Below are 14888 nucleotides of genomic sequence, written 5' to 3' on the forward strand. Positions count from 1 at the left end.
CGGGCCGCCTTCCTCACCGGATGGCGGCCTTTTCTTTTGCCTTTTTCCTTGGAGAACGGAGATGCAGGAGTCCATCGACCTGTCCTGGTGGATCACGGCGGTCGAGCTGCCGGTCATGGGCGGGCTGTTCTGGCTGATCGCGCGGCTGCGCCGCGACGCCGAGTCCGCGCTGGAAACCTTGCGGGCGCGCGCCGAGACCGCCCAGGCGCAGGTCCGCGAGAGCCTGGCCGCCTATAAGCTGGAGGTCGCCAAGACCTACGTCTCGGTCGCGACGCTGAAGGATGTGGAGCGGCGGCTGACCGACCATCTGCTGCGCATCGAGACCAAGCTGGAAAACGGCTGTGCGTCGTTCGCCCCACCCTACGGCGACTTCGCCCCACCCTACGGCGACGGGGGCCGCCGATGAGGGCGCGTGTCCTGAAGCCGGAGCCCGGACCGGTGGCCGCGCCGCTGGTGCCGTCCGTCGATGCTCACGGCCAAGCCATCGACACGCTCGCCCGCACCCTGTGGGGGGAGGCGCGCGGCGAGTCCGTGCGGGCCATGGAGGCGGTGGCGGCGGTCGTGATGAACCGCGTCGGCCGGGCGCGCGACCATGGAGGCTGGTGGTGGGGGAATGACGTGGTCGCCGTCTGCCGCCTGCCGGGACAGTTTCCCTGCTGGGACCCGGACGCGCCGGGACGGCTGGGACTGCTGTCGGTCACCGCTGCGGATCCGGTCTTCGCCGCAGCCCAGCGGATTGCCCGCCGCGCGGTGGCCGGTCTGCTCGATGACCCGACGGGCGGAGCGACACACATGCACCGGGCGGGGATGAACCCGCAATGGGCACAAGGGCGTAGCGTCTGTGCCGAGATCGGCGGGTTCCAGTTCTACGACGACGTCGAATGACCTGTCGTTCTGCACCGACGCCTCCCCGACGCGCTTTGCCGGGCCGGACAACCACTCCGGACCGCTATCGCGGAAGGAGAGGTTGTAACGGAGCGGTCAGGCGGCTTCCTTGATCATCGCCAGATAGATCTTCCAGGCCGTCTCGACCGAGACGCCGCCGGCGCGCGACCCGGCGGCCAGCATCGCCGCCGAGGGCTTCAGCGGAACGGGCGTGCTGCTGGGCTCCGCCAGGGCGGTCAGGGGGGCGCTGTCCACGCTGGACACGATCACCCCATGGACGCGCGAGTCGAGCGCGTGTTCCACCGGGTGGCGTTCCTTCACAACATTCATCGCAATCGCGTTCATGGGGCTTCTCCTTGCTTGCCCACCTCCCAGCAATCCCAATGCCAATTCCGAAAAGTTGCCGCCGAAGGGGCGGCTGCCTTGGAGAGCCCTTGATTCTGCGGCTTTTCCGTGTGGTCGGTGGGGTGCGATGCGGCGGAACGGCGAATTTTCCTTCTGCAAAATGTCGGGGGATTCCCGAAGCCACGTTTGCAAATTGCGAAGCAAACAGCGCAACGTCCCATTCTGAAGTTATCAACGCTCCGCCGGTTCTCCCGTTTTTGCCACGGCTGGCTTTGGCGGAGGGCTTTGCGGTAAGGTCGCCCCGCCATGACTGAACGGATCATCTTTCATATGTGCCGCGCCGCGGAGTGGGAGAAGGCGCTCGCCGCCGGGGCCTACCACGGCTCGTCGCAGGATGCGGCGGACGGCTTCATCCATTTCTCCACCGGCGCCCAGGTCGAGGAAAGCGCCGCCAAGCACCGCGCCGGGCAGGACGGCCTCGTCCTGCTGACCGTGGACGGCGCCGCGCTGGGCGCCGCGCTCCGGTGGGAGCCGTCGCGCGGCGGTCAGCTCTTTCCCCATCTCTACGGCCCGCTGCCGCCCGCGGCGGTGCTGCGCGCCGACCCGTTGCCGCTGGGGCCGGACGGCCGCCACCTCTTTCCGGCGACCTTCAAGGACGCCGCCTTTAAGGATACCGCGCCGTGATCGACCTCTTTCCCATCGTCGGCCCCATCCTGCGCAGCTTCGATCCCGAGACGGCGCACGGGCTGACCATCAAGGCCCTGTCGAGCGGGCTGATGCCGCCGGTGCGGGAAAAGGACGATCCCATCCTGCGCAGCCGCGTGTTCGGCCTGGACTTCGCCAACCCGGTCGGCCTCGCCGCCGGTTTCGACAAGAACGCCGAGGTGGTCGACGCCATGCTGCGGCTGGGCTTCGGCTTTGTCGAGGCGGGCAGCGTCACCCCCCGCCCGCAGCCCGGCAATCCCAGGCCGCGCCTGTTCCGCGTGCCGGAGCAGGGGGCCGTCATCAACCGCATGGGCTTCAACAACGAGGGGCTGGAGCCCTTCGTCCAACGGCTGGAGCGACGCCAGTCCGGTGGGCGCAAGGCGCCGGGACTCGTCGGGGCCAACCTCGGCAAGAACAAGGACACGGTGGAGGCCGCGGACGATTATGTCCTCGGCGTGACCCGGGTGGCGGCGCTGGCCGACTATCTGGTCGTCAACGTGTCGTCTCCCAACACGCCGGGCCTGCGCGCGCTTCAGGGGCGCGACCCGCTGCGCACCCTGCTGGGCCGCGTTCTCGACGCCCGGTCGGCCTGCAGGCTGGCCAAGGCACCGCCAGTCCTGCTGAAGATCGCCCCGGACCTGACCGACGAGGACAAGGCGGATATCGCCGCGGTCGCTCTGGAGTCGGGCATCGACGGGCTGATCGTGTCCAACACCACCATCGCCCGCCCGGCGGAGATCCCGGAGCCGCTGCGCGGGGAAGCCGGCGGCCTGTCCGGCAAGCCGCTGTTCGCGCCCTCCACCGCGGTCCTGCGCGAGATGTACGGGCTGACCGGCGGCAAGCTGCCGCTGGTCGGTGTCGGCGGCATCGCGTCGGGCGCGGACGCCTACGCCAAGATCCGTGCCGGTGCCTCGCTGGTGCAGCTCTATTCCGCGCTGGTCTACGCCGGGCCGGCGCTGGTGCTGGCGATCCGCCGCGACCTCGCCGCCCTGCTGCGCCGCGACGGCTTCGTCTCGCTGAGCGACGCCGTGGGGGCGGATCACCGCTGAGCGGGCGCATGGCGGCTCTGGCGGCCTTCCTGTACGGGCTTGCCGTCGCCACGGCGGCGGCCTCGGTCGCCCTTGGCCTGCCGGAATTGCGACCCGGCACCGACCCGGCGGTGGGCTGGATCGGCGGTGGGCTGGTCCTTCTGGCGGGTGGCGTCGCGGACCTGCACCGCCGCTTGGCCCGTCGGCAGCGTGACACCCTGCGCCGGCTGGACCACCTTCAGAAGAGCGTGGACGCGCTGGGCGAACGGCTGGAGCAGCGGATCACGCCGGGAGCGGAAACCGACAACGCTGTTCCTTCGTCCACCGCCCACGAGGCCGTGCTTCAGGAGGTCAGGCTCCTGCACACGCTGGTCGCCCGGCTCGGCGAGTCCCGATCGTCGGGAGAGCGCGAACCGCCGGCGGCATCCCGTCCGGTCCGGCCTGCGCCCCTAGCCTCGCGCATTCCGGACCCGCAGCCCGCGGCCGGAGCTGAAGCGAGGGCGATGGACGACGCCGCGGTTCTGGAAGCGGTGCGCGACGCGCTGGCCGCCGACCGGATCGACATCCACCTCCAGCCGATCGTCAGCCTGCCCCAGCGCAAGCACCGCTTCTTCGAGGTGTTCTCGCGCGTGCGCGCCGCCGACGGGTCGCTGATCCTGCCGGACCGCTATCTGGAGATCGCGGAGCGCGCGGGGCTGATGGCCACCATCGACAATCTCCTGCTGGTCCGCTGCATCCAGCTGATCCGCGAGACGGAGCGGCGCCAGCACGCCATCGGCTTCTTCTGCAACATGTCCGCCGCCACGCTCAGCGACGCGGCCTTCATGCGTCAGTTCCTCGATCTGTTGGCCCGGAACCAGACGCTGGTGCCCAAGCTGGTGTTCGAGTTGAGCCAGCAGGAGCTGCGGGCGGGCGGGGCGGTGACGATGGGCATCCTGTCGCAGCTGTCCCGCATCGGCTTCCGCTTCTCCATGGACCGGGTGAGCGACCTGGACATCGACGTGGACGCGCTGCTGCGCCACGAGATCCGCTATCTGAAGCTGGACTGCGCCCTGCTGCTCGATTCCGCCCTGGCGCCGCGCGTCGAGGCGCTGCGGCGGCGCCTGGACGGTACGGGGATCGACCTCATCGCCGAGAAGATCGAGACGGAGGCGCAGCTCGACGCGATCCTGCGCAACGGCATCGATTTCGGCCAGGGCTACCTGTTCGGCGAGCCGCGCCCGGCGCGCAAACCGCCGTGAAATAATTTTGCAAGGAAATTCGCCGTTCGGGTGGCGGATTCAGGCCGGAAATGCCCCCGGCGCCCTTGACAGAAAGCCCGCCCGCATTAGAAGTTTCGCCTCCCGGCATCCGCCGGGTGCGATGCAAACAGTCAAATGGTGACTTCGGTGACGTCCAACATCGCCATCACGCTGCCCGACGGCAGCGTGCGGGAGTTCGACCGGCCGGTGACGGGGCTTGAGATTGCCCAGTCGATCGGGCCGCGCCTTGCCAAGGATGCGCTTGCCGTCAAGCTCGACGGCGAGGTGAAGGACCTCACCACCACCGTCACCACCAACGCCAAGATCGAGATCGTCACGCGCAGTCATCCCGACGCGCTGGAGGTCATCCGTCACGACGCCGCCCACGTCCTCGCCGACGCCGTGCAGAAGCTCTATCCGGGCACGCAAGTGACCATCGGTCCGGCGATCGCCAACGGCTTCTATTACGACTTCGCGCGCGAGGAACCCTTCACGCCCGACGATCTGCAAAAGATCGAGGCGAAGATGCGCGAGATCGTCGCCAAGGACGTTCCCATCGTGCGCGAGGTCTGGACCCGCGACGATGCGGTCGCCTACTTCAAAAAGCTCGGCGAGCATTACAAGGCTGAGCTGATCGAAGCGATCCCGGCGGACCAGGACATCAGCGTCTACCGCCAGGACGACTGGCTGGACCTGTGCCGCGGCCCGCACGCCCCGACCACCGGCAAGGTCGGCAACGGCTTCAAGCTGATGAAGGTGGCCGGCGCCTACTGGCGCGGCGACAGCCGCAACCCGATGCTTCAGCGCATCTACGGCACCGCGTGGCGCGACGAGAAGGAGCTGAAGGCCTACCTGCACCAGCTTGAGGAGGCGGAGAAGCGCGACCACCGCCGGCTGGGCAAGGAGCTGGACCTGTTCCACGTGCAGGAGGAGGCCGTCGGCTCGGTCTTCTGGCACCCGAAGGGCTGGACGCTGTTCCGCACGCTGGAGACCTACATCCGCACCAAGCTGAGCCAGGCGGACTACGTCGAGGTCAAGACGCCGCAGCTCATCGACAGCTCGCTGTTCAAGGCGTCGGGCCACTGGGACATGTATGGCGACAACATGTTCAAGGTCTCGGCGGACGACGGCGAGAAGATGCTCGGCATCAAGCCGATGAACTGTCCGGGCCATGTGCAGATCTTCAAGCACGGGCTGCGTTCCTACCGCGACCTGCCGATCCGCATGGCGGAGTTCGGGGCCTGCCACCGCAACGAGCCGTCGGGCGCGCTGCACGGCATCCTGCGCGTGCGCGCCTTCACCCAGGACGACGCCCACATCTTCTGCACCGAAGATCAGGTTGCGAGCGAGGCGGCGGAGTATTTCAAGCTGCAGCTCGGCGTGTACCGGGATCTGGGCTTCGACAAGATCGCGGTGAAGCTGGCGCTGCGTCCCGACGTCCGCACCGGCTCCGACGACCTGTGGGACCGGGCGGAGGGCGCGCTGCGCCAAGCACTCGACGCCGCCGGGCTGGAGTATGAGGACCTGCCGGGCGAGGGCGCCTTCTACGGCCCGAAGGTGGAGTTCCACCTGACCGACGCCATCGGGCGCACTTGGCAGTGCGGCACGCTCCAGTACGATCCGAACCTCCCCGAGCGGCTGGACGCCTCCTACATCGGCGAGGACGGCGCCCGCCACCGTCCGGTGATGCTGCACCGGGCCATCCTGGGGTCGCTTGAACGCTTCATCGGCATGCTGATCGAGCATTACGCCGGCAAGTTCCCGATGTGGCTCGCGCCGGTCCAGGCGGTGGTCTGCACCATCACCAACGAGGCCGACGGCTACGGGCAGGAGGTCGTCAGCCTGCTGAAGCGCCGCGGCATCCGGGCCGAACTCGACACCCGGAACGAGAAGATCAACCTGAAGGTCCGTGAACACAGCCTTCAGAAGGTTCCCGTCCTGGTGGTCGTGGGCAAGCGCGAGGCGGAGGAGCGGACCGTCGCGCTGCGTACCCTCGGTGGTAAGGATCAGGAAGTTCTTGCCCTCGACGCCGCGCTCAATAAACTGAGCGAGGAGGCGAGGTCCCCCGCGGGCGCCGCCGCTTTCGATTCGCCGTTCTAACCGACCGCACCGTCCGGGCGGGCCTTCCTCCGGGAGGTCGCGCCCCGGTGGGTTTCCAGTCATGGAGAAGCGTCCATAGCCAGGATACCGTCCGAAGCCGCTCCGACCCGCGATGGACCGCGGGTGAACCGGGAGATCACGGCTCGCTCGATCCGTCTCGTCGGTGCCGACGGCGAGATGGTGGGCGTCGTTTCGCTGCGCGATGCGCTGCTGGCCGCTGAGGATGCGGGCCTCGACCTCGTCGAGATCGCCCCCCAGGCGGAGCCTCCTGTCTGCAAGATCCTCGACTATGGCAAGTACAAGTACGAGGCGCAGAAGAAGGCCGCTGAGGCCCGCAAGAAGCAGAAGATCATCGAGGTGAAGGAGATCAAACTCCGACCCAACATCGATGACAACGACTACGACGTGAAGATGCGCTCGGCCCGCCGCTTCCTTGAGGAAGGCGACAAGGTCAAGGTGACCATGCGCTTCCGCGGGCGCGAGATGGCGCACCAGGATCTTGGCATGAACGTGCTGGTCCGCGTGCGCGACGAGTTGGACGAACTGGCGAAGGTCGAGCAGATGCCGAAGCTCGAAGGCCGCCAGATGGTCATGGTCCTGGCGCCAAGATAAGGCGCCGAGGTGATCCTTCGGCGCGACGGCCCGACCGCCTTCGGCAAAGCGCACGCGTTCTCAAAAAAGCCCGCCGAAACCGGCGGGCTTTTTTGTTGGGCGGCGGGGCCGTTGCGGCGGTCCGCAATTACGGGGTAGCGGCATTGTGGAAGCGGGGCAGCGCGCCGACGTGAGGCTCATCCCGCCTCCAACATCCGGCCTATGCCCCGACCCTCTCTGTTCCGCCGCGCCGCCCTGGCTTTGACGCTCGCGCTGCCGCTGCTGTCCGGCCTGTCCGCGCCACCCCCCGCCCAGGCGATGGACCTGTTCGGGGACGAGTTCCGCACCGTCGACGATGTGCTGGCGTACAACCGCGGCCACGGCGTGCGCTTCCTCGACCGCCAGGGCCGCTTCATCGGGTCCATCGGCGAGACGTACGGCGACACGCTGACGCTGGAGAAGTTGCCGAAGCACCTGATCCAGGCGCTGATCGCCAAGGAGGACCGGCGCTATCTGGAGCATGACGGCATCGACTTCCAGGGGCTGGCCCGCGCGCTGGCTGTGGCGGTGACCTCCGGCCGCTTCAGCCAGGGCGGCAGCACGCTGACCCAGCAGACGATGAAGCTGATCTTCCTCAACCGCTACAACCGCTGGTCCCGCAAGGCGTATGAGCTGTACAGCGCCAGCGATTTCGAGGAGCAGCTCGGCAAGAAGAACGTCCTGTACCTGTACCTCAACCGCGCCTATTTCGGTTTCGGCGCGTACGGGGTAGACGCCGCGGCCCGCGTTTTCTTCGGCAAGCCGGCGGGCAAGCTGTCGCTGAAGGAATCGGCGATGCTCGTCGGCGCGCTGCCCGCCCCCTCCCGCCTGAATCCCTTTGCCGATCTGGAAAAGGCGGAGGCCAAGGCCGCCCTGGTGCTCGACGCCATGGCCGACGCCGGCTTCATCACCGAACGCACGGCGGAGCAGACCAAGCGCCAGCGCCCCATGCTGGCCGCGGCCAACAAGGCGGCGGTGCTGTCCACCGGCCATTTCCGCGAGACGGCCAAGGCCCGCTTTGATCGTTTTGCCGCCGACCGCTACGGCGGCGATCTTCCAGGGCCGACCTTCACCGCGCGGACCACGCTCGACCGCGATCTTCAGGCCGCCGCCCTGCGCAGCGTGGAGACCACCCTGAAGCGCCACGCCAAGAGCCTGGGCGACGCAGAGGTCGCCCTGGTCGCCCTGGACGGCGACGGGGCGATTTTGGCGATGATCGGCGGGCGCGACGCGGCGGCGCGGCGCGACCACTTCAACCGCGCGCTCCAGGCGCGCCGCCAGCCCGGCTCGGCCTTCAAGCTGTTCGTCTTTCTGGCGGCGCTGGAGCGCGGGCTGACCCCGGCGTCCCCGGTGGACGGGTCCCGCATGGAGTTCACGGACGGGCGGGCCATCCGCAATTTCGACAACCGCTATCCGTCCTCGGTGACGCTGGCCGACGCCTTCGCCCATTCCACCAACACGGCCTCGGCCCGGCTGACCCGCGGCCATGCGGAGGAGATCGCCGCTGCCGCCCGCCGTCTCGGCGTCGAATCGCCGCTGGAACCGGATCTCGGCCTTGCGCTGGGGGTCAGCGAGGTGTCGCTGCTGGAGATCACCCAGGCCTACGCGGTGGTCGCCAACGGCGGCAGCAAGGTCAGTGGCCATCTGTTCCAGCGCATCGGCGATCCCGTCGGGCGGACCATCTACAGCTACACCCCGTCGAAAGCGGACCGGGTGATCGACCCGCAGACCGCGGCCACCCTGAAATCCATGCTGTCGTCGGTCATGCGGGACGGCACCGGCAAGACGGCCCGCCTGCCGGCGGCGCTAGCCAAACGGGGCGCGGGCGGCAAGACCGGCACCACCAACGATTACCGGGACGCCTGGTTCATTGGCTTTGCCGACGGCGTGGCCGGACGCGGGCTGACGGTGGGCGTATGGGTCGGCAACGACGGCAACACGCCAATGAAGGGGGTAACCGGCGGCTCCGTCCCGGCGGAAATCTGGCGCCGCTTCATGGTCGAGGCCGCCCGGGTGAAGGGTTAGCGGCCCTTCGCCCCGGCGAGCAAGGACGCGCCGACGAAGCCGAGCGCCCGCCCGTTCCGCCCGACCTCGTACCAGGACCCGAAGGCGGCCATCACGGTGACCGTTTCTCCCCGTTCCAGGACGTCCGCCACCTTGGCGTCGCAGAAGGGGGCGACGCGCAGGTTCGCCGCGGCGCGGACGCGCACCCGCGTCCCCACGGCGATGGTCGGGCGGCGCGTGTTGGCGCTGCGCTCCTCGGTGATATGGCCGGGCAGGGCGCAGCCGCGATCCTCCTTCGAGGCCTTAGCGTAGCCGCCTTTGAAACGGTTCGTCGGCGAGCTTTCCGCAACCGCCGCAGGGGCGGGGCCAGCCGGTTTGCGGGCCGGCAGCGGGCCGGCAAGGGTGTCGGAGGTGGTCGGCACCGGGGGCTCCGCCGCGGGAACAGCGGCGGTGGCCGGTTCCGTCGCCGCCGCTGTTGATGGCGCGGGCGCGGTCAGCAGCGGCACGGGAAGCAACGGCGCCAGACCCTGCGGCGCCGCTTTCCCGAGCGTTCCAAGCGGAGTCAGCCGGGGCAGAACGGCGGTCGGCGGCGGGCGCGGCGTGAAGGTCGGTTCGGCCTCGTCCGCCCGCGCCGAGGGGCCGCCGAACAGCGCCAGAAGGCCGAGAAGGGAAAGGGCGACCCGGCGCATCCGCCGCCTCAATCCACGACGATGCGGGCGATGAGCGCGGGCAGGGTCTGGCAGCGGAACAGCCCGTCCATGGTCAGGTGCTCGGTCAGGCGCAGGGACAGGGCGCAACCGTAGGCGTTCACCGTCAGGGTGGTCTGCGCCAGCGTGCCGATAGCGGCGGAGGGCTTGGCAATGCTGTAGCCGGGGGCGCCCAGCCGCCCGGCAATCGCGCCGCTGATCGGGTTGAAGGAGTCGATCTCCAGCGTCAGCGGACCCAGATTGTTCAGCACCGTTTCGGAATGCGGGTCCTCCTTCGTCGCGTAGAGCTGCACCGGTACCGCCTTGCGGCGGGCGATCCAGTCCTTCAGCGCCAGATTGCCCAGCACCGCGTCGCGGCTTTGCAGCGCCGCCTCCATGGCGATCTGGCGCAGCGACGGGTCGTTGCCGCCCAGTGCCGCCTCGTAGGCGGCGATCCGCACCGGGCGGTCGGCCTCCGAAATCCGGGCACGGAGGTCGGCGACCTGCGCCGCACGGGCCTCCTCCTGCCGCCGTTCGGCGGCGGCGCGCTCGTGCTCGGCCTTGGTCGCGGCGGTCTGCCGGGCGAGCAGATCCTCCTCGCGGCGCCGCCGCGCGTCCTCCTCGGCGCCGCGGGCCTCGGTGTCGCGGGCGATCTGGTCACGCAGGCGGTTGGCCTCGGCGGAACCGGCCAGCACCGGGCGGCCGGGAAGCTCCTCCAGCGGTTGGCCGATGCCCTCCAGCACCTCCGGGTTGCGCAATTCGATGCGCGCGCTCCAGCCGTTGGGGCCGAGCGTGGCGACCGCCGTGGCACTGAGCGTCTTCTCCAGCCCGGCCTCGGCCACGGGGCGGATGAAGGTCACGGCGCCATCCCGGCTTTCCACCCTGTAGGTCGGCTTGGCGAGCCGCAGCCTTGCGCCGATTCGGACGGCGGCCCGCGATTCGGCGGATTTCGCGGCGGGCTTGCCATCGGGCGCCGGGGCGGGAATCGGGTCCGCCGTCACCTCCTCGACGGTCCAGAGGGGCGGGACGAGGCGCGACACCTCGGCGCGGATGCGGTCGATGGGCAGGTCGGACGCGTGGGCTGGCAGAAGGGGAGCCAGCCCGGCCATCAGCGTCACCGCGATCCCCCACGCCGCCGGCCGCACCATCGCTCGTTCTCCATCGGAAGTGACCACTACAGCTTGTGCCGATTCGTCCAGGCACTGGTACAGCGAAGCCGCCGGCGAAGGGAAGCGGCTTTTGCCCGGGCCGGGGTCGCCCGGTGACTGGAACGGTGAACACGGGGGCGGGATCGCGACCACCGGTCGAAATTGGCTTTGTGCCCACACGCTGCTTGCAATATCATCATACAAGTGAATGTATATTCGCCGGAAATGCGAGCGCCTTTCCGCAACGGCAGGGGACCAAGGGCAACGATATGGCGGGCAGACAGGGGAACAAGGAAGGGCCGGTCCTGGTCTGTCGCAATGTCAAGGTTTCGGGCCGACGCACCAGTCTTCGGATGGAGCCCTATATTTGGGAATCCTTGAAGGAAATCTGTGAGCGTGAGGGGCTGACGCTGAACGACATCTGCACCCAGATCGATCAAAGGCGCGGAGAGGCGAATTTGACCGCCTCGATCCGCGTCTTCATTGTCAGCTATTTCCGCAACGCCATCGGAAGCCGCGGCTTTTCCGAAGACGGGCCATCCACCATTCTGCGCAAGGCCATGGACGACGCCATCCCGCCCTTCGACTGAGGAGCCGGATGGCGGTGGTTTCCCTTTACCAGCGCAGGCTGGGGAGGCCGTAGGTCGGCTGATGGCCGGCCGCAGCCGCGGCGGCCGCCAGCTTGGCCGGATCGACGGCCTCGCCCCAGGCGCCGCCCAACTCTTCCCGATGAATGCCGAAGGTGACCAGCGCCACGTCGATCCCGGCGGCGTTGGCCCCGGCCACATCGGTGCGCAGGCTGTCGCCCACCGCCAGGATGCGCCCCTTGTCCTTGATGCCCATCAGCGACAGGCAGCGGTCATAGACCGGGGCGTGCGGCTTGCCGTGCCAGAAGACGTTGCCGCCCATCGCCTGGTAACGCTGGGCCAGCGTGCCGGCGCAGATGACCATCTGCTCGCCGACCATCACGATCAGGTCGGGGTTGGCGCAGACCATCGGCAGGTTGCGGCGGCGGCAGGCCTCCAGCGCCGGCTCGTAGACCGACAGCGACTCTCCAAAGTCGACGATGCCGGTGTTCACGACGAAATCGGCCTCGTCCGGCGACGCCACGAGCGTGTAGTCCAACCCCTCATACACGTCCATGTCGCGGTCCGGACCGATGTGGAACAGCCGCCGCCCCAGCGCGGCGTGCCACGGGTCGTCGCGGTCGCGCAGCGCGTCGTAGGCGGCCTCGCCCGAGGTCATGACGTGGTGGTAGCGCTCCCGCCCGATCCCCATGCCGTCCAGCTTGGCGATGACGCCGCCGGTGCGTCGCGGCGCGTTGGACAGCAAACAGATCACCTTGCCCGCCGCGCGCAGGCGGTCCAGGCACTCCGGCACGCCGGGATAGGGCCGCTCGCCGTCGTGCAGGACGCCCCACAGGTCGAGGATGACCCCGTCGTAACGGTCGATGACGGGGGCGATGCCGGAAAGCTGGACGATGTCGGTCATGGGGTCCGGTGGTGTGACGGGCAGGAAAGGGGGGCGGCTCAGCGGCCTTGCGCGGCCCGTTTGGGCTCGGCGAGAAGCTCCGCGTATACGGCCAGCGTGTCGGCGCACATGCGCTGCTTGGTGTAGCGCTCGGCGACGAAGGCGCGGGCGCGGGCACCGATGGCGTCGCGCTGCTCCGTCGTCAGGGACAGCGCCTCGTCCAGGGCCTTGGCCAGCGCGTCGGGATCGGCGGGCGGCACCACCCAGGCGGTTTCGCCGGGAATCACCGTCTCCTGGTAGGCGCCGATGGCGGAGACGATCACCGGGCGGCCCATGGCCTGCGCCTCGACGATCACCCGCCCGAAGGCTTCCGGCTCCTGCGAGGCGGATACGACGACGGTGGACAGCCGGTAGGCGGCGGCCATGTCGTTGCAATGGTCGGTCATCGTGACGACGCCTTCCAGCCCGGCGCGGCGCACCTGCTCCTCCAGCTCCTGCCGGTAGCCGGTGCGGCCCTGGTCGGACCCGACGAGCAGCGCGCAGACGTCCTTGCGCCCCAGCTTCGCCAGCGCGTCGATCAGCACCGTCTGGCCCTTCCAGCGGGTCAGGCGGCCGGGCAGCAGGATCACCGGCTTGTCGTCGGGCAGCCGCCATTTCTGGGCGAGCTGGATCATGCGGGCGGAACTGACCCGTTCCGGCGCGAAGGACAGCGGGTCGATGCCGCGGTGGATGGTGCGGATGACCGCCGGATCGACGTCGTAATTCTCCAGGATGTGGCGGCGGATGAAGCCGGAGATGGCGATGATCCGCTCGCCCCGCGCCATCACCGAATTGTACCAGCGCTTCAGCCCGTTCTTGTAGTTGTACGGGGCGTGGAAGGTGGTCATGTAGCGCGCGCCGGTCGCCTGGCAGGCCAGCCAGGCGCTCCAGGCCGGGGCGCGGGAGCGGGCATGCACGATGTCCACGCCGTTCTCGCGGATGATCGCCTCCAGCTTGCGGGCGTTGCGGCGGATGACCAGCGGGTTCTTGGAGGCCAGCGGCAGGGTGATGTGGCGGATGCCGGCGCGGTCCAGCTCCGCCGCCATCGGCCCACCTTCGGACGCCACCAGCGGCAGCGCCCCAGCCTGGGCCAGAGCCAGCGCCACGTCGATGCAGCCGCGCTCGGCCCCGCCGGTGACCAGCGCCGGCAGCACCTGGAGAACGACGGGCCGGCGGCCGGCGGCCGCGAAGGCGTCCTTCGCGAAGGCGTTGGCCGGGTTGCGCGGGTCCTCGCCGGTGCTAAGCTGGGATTCGACGTCCATAGTCACAGATTCCTAAAGTCCTGGCCCACAGAGGTGTCCGAAATGACCGAACCCGCAGCCGGCCCCGTCCCGTCGCCGGGCGGCGCGCACCATAGCCTGAAGCGCGGCGCCGCGACCATAGCCTATCGTCACACCCCCGGCCGCGACCCGGAGGGGCTGGCCCCCGGCGTGATGTTCCTCGGCGGCTTCATGTCGGACATGACCGGCACCAAGGCTCTGGCCTTGGAGGAATGGGCGGCGGGCGAAGGGCTGTCCTTCACCCGTTTCGATTATCAGGGCCACGGCGCCTCCAGCGGGCGGTTCGACGAGGGGACGATCGGGCTGTGGGCCGACGACGCGCTGGCCGTCCTGGACCGCGTCACGGTGGGGCCGCAGATCCTTGTCGGTTCCTCAATGGGCGGCTGGATGATGCTGCTGACCGCCCTGCGCCGTCCGGAGCGGGTGGCCGGCCTGGTCGGCATCGCCGCCGCCCCGGATTTCACCGAGGACCTGATGTGGGACCTCTTCGACGAGTCCGTCCGCCGCGAGATCCTGGAGACGGGCCGCTGGCTGCGCCCCTCCGACTACGGGCCGGAGCCGCAGCCGATCACCCGCGCCCTGATCGAGGATGGGCGCAACCACCTGCTGCTGCGCCAGCCCATCGCCTTCGACAAGCCGGTGCGCCTGTTGCACGGAATGGCCGACCCCGACGTGCCCTGGCAGGTCAGCCTGACCCTGGCCGACCGTCTGAGCAGCGCGGACGTGCGGGTGACGCTGGTGAAGGACGGCGACCACCGCCTGTCGCGCGACCAGGACATCGACCTGCTGTGTCGCACGGTGGGCGATCTGGTCCGCGGTCTCGGCTGAGAGGGAAGGCTTCGATCCGCCCGGCGGATCATCCATAAGGCGGTGCAAGATTTTTCCAAAAAGTGATTTCAGGGGCTTGCGCACCGCCTTCGGGCTGGATATAAACGCGGCCTCTGCGGAGGGGTGGCCGAGTGGTCGAAGGCGCACGCCTGGAAAGTGTGTATACCCCAAAAGGGTATCGAGGGTTCGAATCCCTCTCCCTCCGCCACGAATTTAGCCCAAGCAATTGATTTGCTTGGGCTTTTTCGTTTTGGAATAGGCGTTCCCCACAGATTGCCTCACGCTTGGCGCCGGATTGACGCCGCTGTCGGCAGACGTTTCCGGACATCAGTGCGGGGCCTATGGGAGTGCGGGGCCTATGGGAGTGCGGGGCCTATGGGGTTGTGCCGTAGACCCCGCCTGCATCTCTGCGCTGTCTCCATCGGCCGCCAGCGCCAGTGCGGGAAGCCGGCGTCACGCCAGCGCAAACAATCTGCCCGGTCCTTCTCCGCCTTTCTTG

15 protein-coding genes and 1 tRNA gene are annotated in these 14888 nt (G+C 68.9%); 11 read left to right on the forward strand and 5 right to left on the reverse strand.

Annotation, left to right across the window (positions count from 1 at the left end; translation table 11 throughout):
• Positions 1-61 precede the first annotated feature (61 nt).
• Entirely contained in the window at positions 62-406 is a 345-nt protein-coding gene (locus AMK58_RS02995) for a hypothetical protein (protein ID WP_059398605.1), read from the forward strand.
• Positions 403-885: a cell wall hydrolase gene (locus AMK58_RS03000; protein ID WP_035684208.1), complete on the forward strand. Its 483-nt coding sequence runs from the start codon at positions 403-405 to the stop codon at positions 883-885. The genes AMK58_RS02995 and AMK58_RS03000 overlap by 4 nt, the downstream gene beginning before the upstream one ends.
• A gap of 96 nt (positions 886-981) precedes the next feature.
• On the opposite strand, the gene AMK58_RS03005 is transcribed toward AMK58_RS03000, so the two are convergent.
• Positions 982-1230: a hypothetical protein gene (locus AMK58_RS03005; RefSeq protein WP_035684206.1), complete on the reverse strand. Its 249-nt coding sequence runs from the start codon at positions 1228-1230 to the stop codon at positions 982-984.
• A gap of 306 nt (positions 1231-1536) precedes the next feature.
• Between AMK58_RS03005 and AMK58_RS03010 the strand changes: the two genes are divergently transcribed.
• The 6 genes from AMK58_RS03010 to AMK58_RS03035 all read left to right on the forward strand — a co-directional run bounded on the left by AMK58_RS03010 (position 1537) and on the right by AMK58_RS03035 (position 8959).
• The gene (locus AMK58_RS03010) at positions 1537-1914 is read left to right on the forward strand and encodes a DUF952 domain-containing protein (RefSeq protein ID WP_035684204.1); all 378 of its coding nucleotides are present in this window, start codon (positions 1537-1539) and stop codon (positions 1912-1914) included.
• Positions 1911-2984, forward strand: coding sequence for a quinone-dependent dihydroorotate dehydrogenase (locus tag AMK58_RS03015; RefSeq protein WP_035684203.1), 1074 nt, complete (start codon positions 1911-1913; stop codon positions 2982-2984). Before AMK58_RS03010 ends, AMK58_RS03015 begins: the two co-directional genes overlap by 4 nt.
• 8 nt (positions 2985-2992) lie before the next feature.
• Positions 2993-4204, forward strand: coding sequence for an EAL domain-containing protein (locus AMK58_RS03020; protein ID WP_059398606.1), 1212 nt, complete (start codon positions 2993-2995; stop codon positions 4202-4204).
• Positions 4205-4339: 135 nt separating this feature from the next.
• The gene (gene thrS, locus AMK58_RS03025) at positions 4340-6304 is read left to right on the forward strand and encodes a threonine--tRNA ligase (RefSeq protein WP_035675722.1); all 1965 of its coding nucleotides are present in this window, start codon (positions 4340-4342) and stop codon (positions 6302-6304) included.
• 84 nt (positions 6305-6388) lie between these two features.
• On the forward strand, positions 6389-6916 hold the full coding sequence (gene infC, locus AMK58_RS03030) for a translation initiation factor IF-3 (RefSeq protein ID WP_035675720.1): 528 nt from the start codon (positions 6389-6391) through the stop codon (positions 6914-6916).
• 201 nt (positions 6917-7117) lie between these two features.
• Complete coding sequence (locus AMK58_RS03035; protein WP_059398607.1) at positions 7118-8959, forward strand: transglycosylase domain-containing protein; 1842 nt, start codon at positions 7118-7120, stop codon at positions 8957-8959.
• On the opposite strand, the gene AMK58_RS03040 is transcribed toward AMK58_RS03035, so the two are convergent.
• Both AMK58_RS03040 and AMK58_RS03045 read right to left on the reverse strand, forming a co-directional pair.
• On the reverse strand, positions 8956-9627 hold the full coding sequence (locus tag AMK58_RS03040; RefSeq protein WP_035683545.1) for an SH3 domain-containing protein: 672 nt from the start codon (positions 9625-9627) through the stop codon (positions 8956-8958). The genes AMK58_RS03035 and AMK58_RS03040 overlap by 4 nt on opposite strands.
• Before the next feature lie 8 nt (positions 9628-9635).
• Positions 9636-10772, reverse strand: a complete 1137-nt coding sequence (locus AMK58_RS03045) for a hypothetical protein (protein WP_035683548.1) — start codon at positions 10770-10772, stop codon at positions 9636-9638.
• A 269-nt stretch (positions 10773-11041) separates the two neighbouring features.
• Here AMK58_RS03045 and AMK58_RS03050 point away from each other — a divergent pair, with 269 nt between their 5' ends.
• Entirely contained in the window at positions 11042-11362 is a 321-nt protein-coding gene (locus tag AMK58_RS03050) for a ribbon-helix-helix domain-containing protein (RefSeq protein ID WP_079285129.1), read from the forward strand.
• 25 nt (positions 11363-11387) lie between these two features.
• Here AMK58_RS03050 and AMK58_RS03055 read toward each other — a convergent pair whose 3' ends face one another.
• Positions 11388-12263 (reverse strand): TIGR01459 family HAD-type hydrolase, encoded by an 876-nt coding sequence (locus AMK58_RS03055; RefSeq protein WP_035683552.1) that lies wholly within the window; start codon positions 12261-12263, stop codon positions 11388-11390.
• A 38-nt stretch (positions 12264-12301) separates the two neighbouring features.
• Entirely contained in the window at positions 12302-13543 is a 1242-nt protein-coding gene (locus tag AMK58_RS03060; RefSeq protein WP_035683555.1) for a glycosyltransferase family 4 protein, read from the reverse strand.
• Between the two features lie 42 nt (positions 13544-13585).
• Between AMK58_RS03060 and AMK58_RS03065 the strand changes: the two genes are divergently transcribed.
• Entirely contained in the window at positions 13586-14389 is an 804-nt protein-coding gene (locus AMK58_RS03065) for an alpha/beta hydrolase (RefSeq protein ID WP_035683558.1), read from the forward strand.
• Positions 14390-14506: 117 nt separating this feature from the next.
• A tRNA-Ser gene (locus AMK58_RS03070) sits at positions 14507-14597 on the forward strand.
• The last annotated feature ends 291 nt before the right edge of the window (positions 14598-14888 follow it).

Source organism: Azospirillum brasilense (assembly GCF_001315015.1).
GTDB lineage: Bacteria > Pseudomonadota > Alphaproteobacteria > Azospirillales > Azospirillaceae > Azospirillum > Azospirillum brasilense.

Coding starts and splice junctions, on each gene's coding strand:
- AMK58_RS03055 (WP_035683552.1), bottom strand. CDS start 12,263: ATGACCGACATCGTCCAGCTTTCCGGCATCGCCCCCGTCATCGACCGT.
- AMK58_RS03010 (WP_035684204.1), top strand. CDS start 1,537: ATGACTGAACGGATCATCTTTCATATGTGCCGCGCCGCGGAGTGGGAG.
- AMK58_RS03040 (WP_035683545.1), bottom strand. CDS start 9,627: ATGCGCCGGGTCGCCCTTTCCCTTCTCGGCCTTCTGGCGCTGTTCGGC.
- AMK58_RS03045 (WP_035683548.1), bottom strand. CDS start 10,772: ATGGTGCGGCCGGCGGCGTGGGGGATCGCGGTGACGCTGATGGCCGGG.
- AMK58_RS03060 (WP_035683555.1), bottom strand. CDS start 13,543: ATGGACGTCGAATCCCAGCTTAGCACCGGCGAGGACCCGCGCAACCCG.
- AMK58_RS03000 (WP_035684208.1), top strand. CDS start 403: ATGAGGGCGCGTGTCCTGAAGCCGGAGCCCGGACCGGTGGCCGCGCCG.
- AMK58_RS03020 (WP_059398606.1), top strand. CDS start 2,993: ATGGCGGCTCTGGCGGCCTTCCTGTACGGGCTTGCCGTCGCCACGGCG.
- AMK58_RS02995 (WP_059398605.1), top strand. CDS start 62: ATGCAGGAGTCCATCGACCTGTCCTGGTGGATCACGGCGGTCGAGCTG.
- thrS (WP_035675722.1), top strand. CDS start 4,340: ATGGTGACTTCGGTGACGTCCAACATCGCCATCACGCTGCCCGACGGC.
- AMK58_RS03050 (WP_079285129.1), top strand. CDS start 11,042: ATGGCGGGCAGACAGGGGAACAAGGAAGGGCCGGTCCTGGTCTGTCGC.
- AMK58_RS03065 (WP_035683558.1), top strand. CDS start 13,586: ATGACCGAACCCGCAGCCGGCCCCGTCCCGTCGCCGGGCGGCGCGCAC.
- AMK58_RS03035 (WP_059398607.1), top strand. CDS start 7,118: ATGCCCCGACCCTCTCTGTTCCGCCGCGCCGCCCTGGCTTTGACGCTC.
- AMK58_RS03005 (WP_035684206.1), bottom strand. CDS start 1,230: ATGAACGCGATTGCGATGAATGTTGTGAAGGAACGCCACCCGGTGGAA.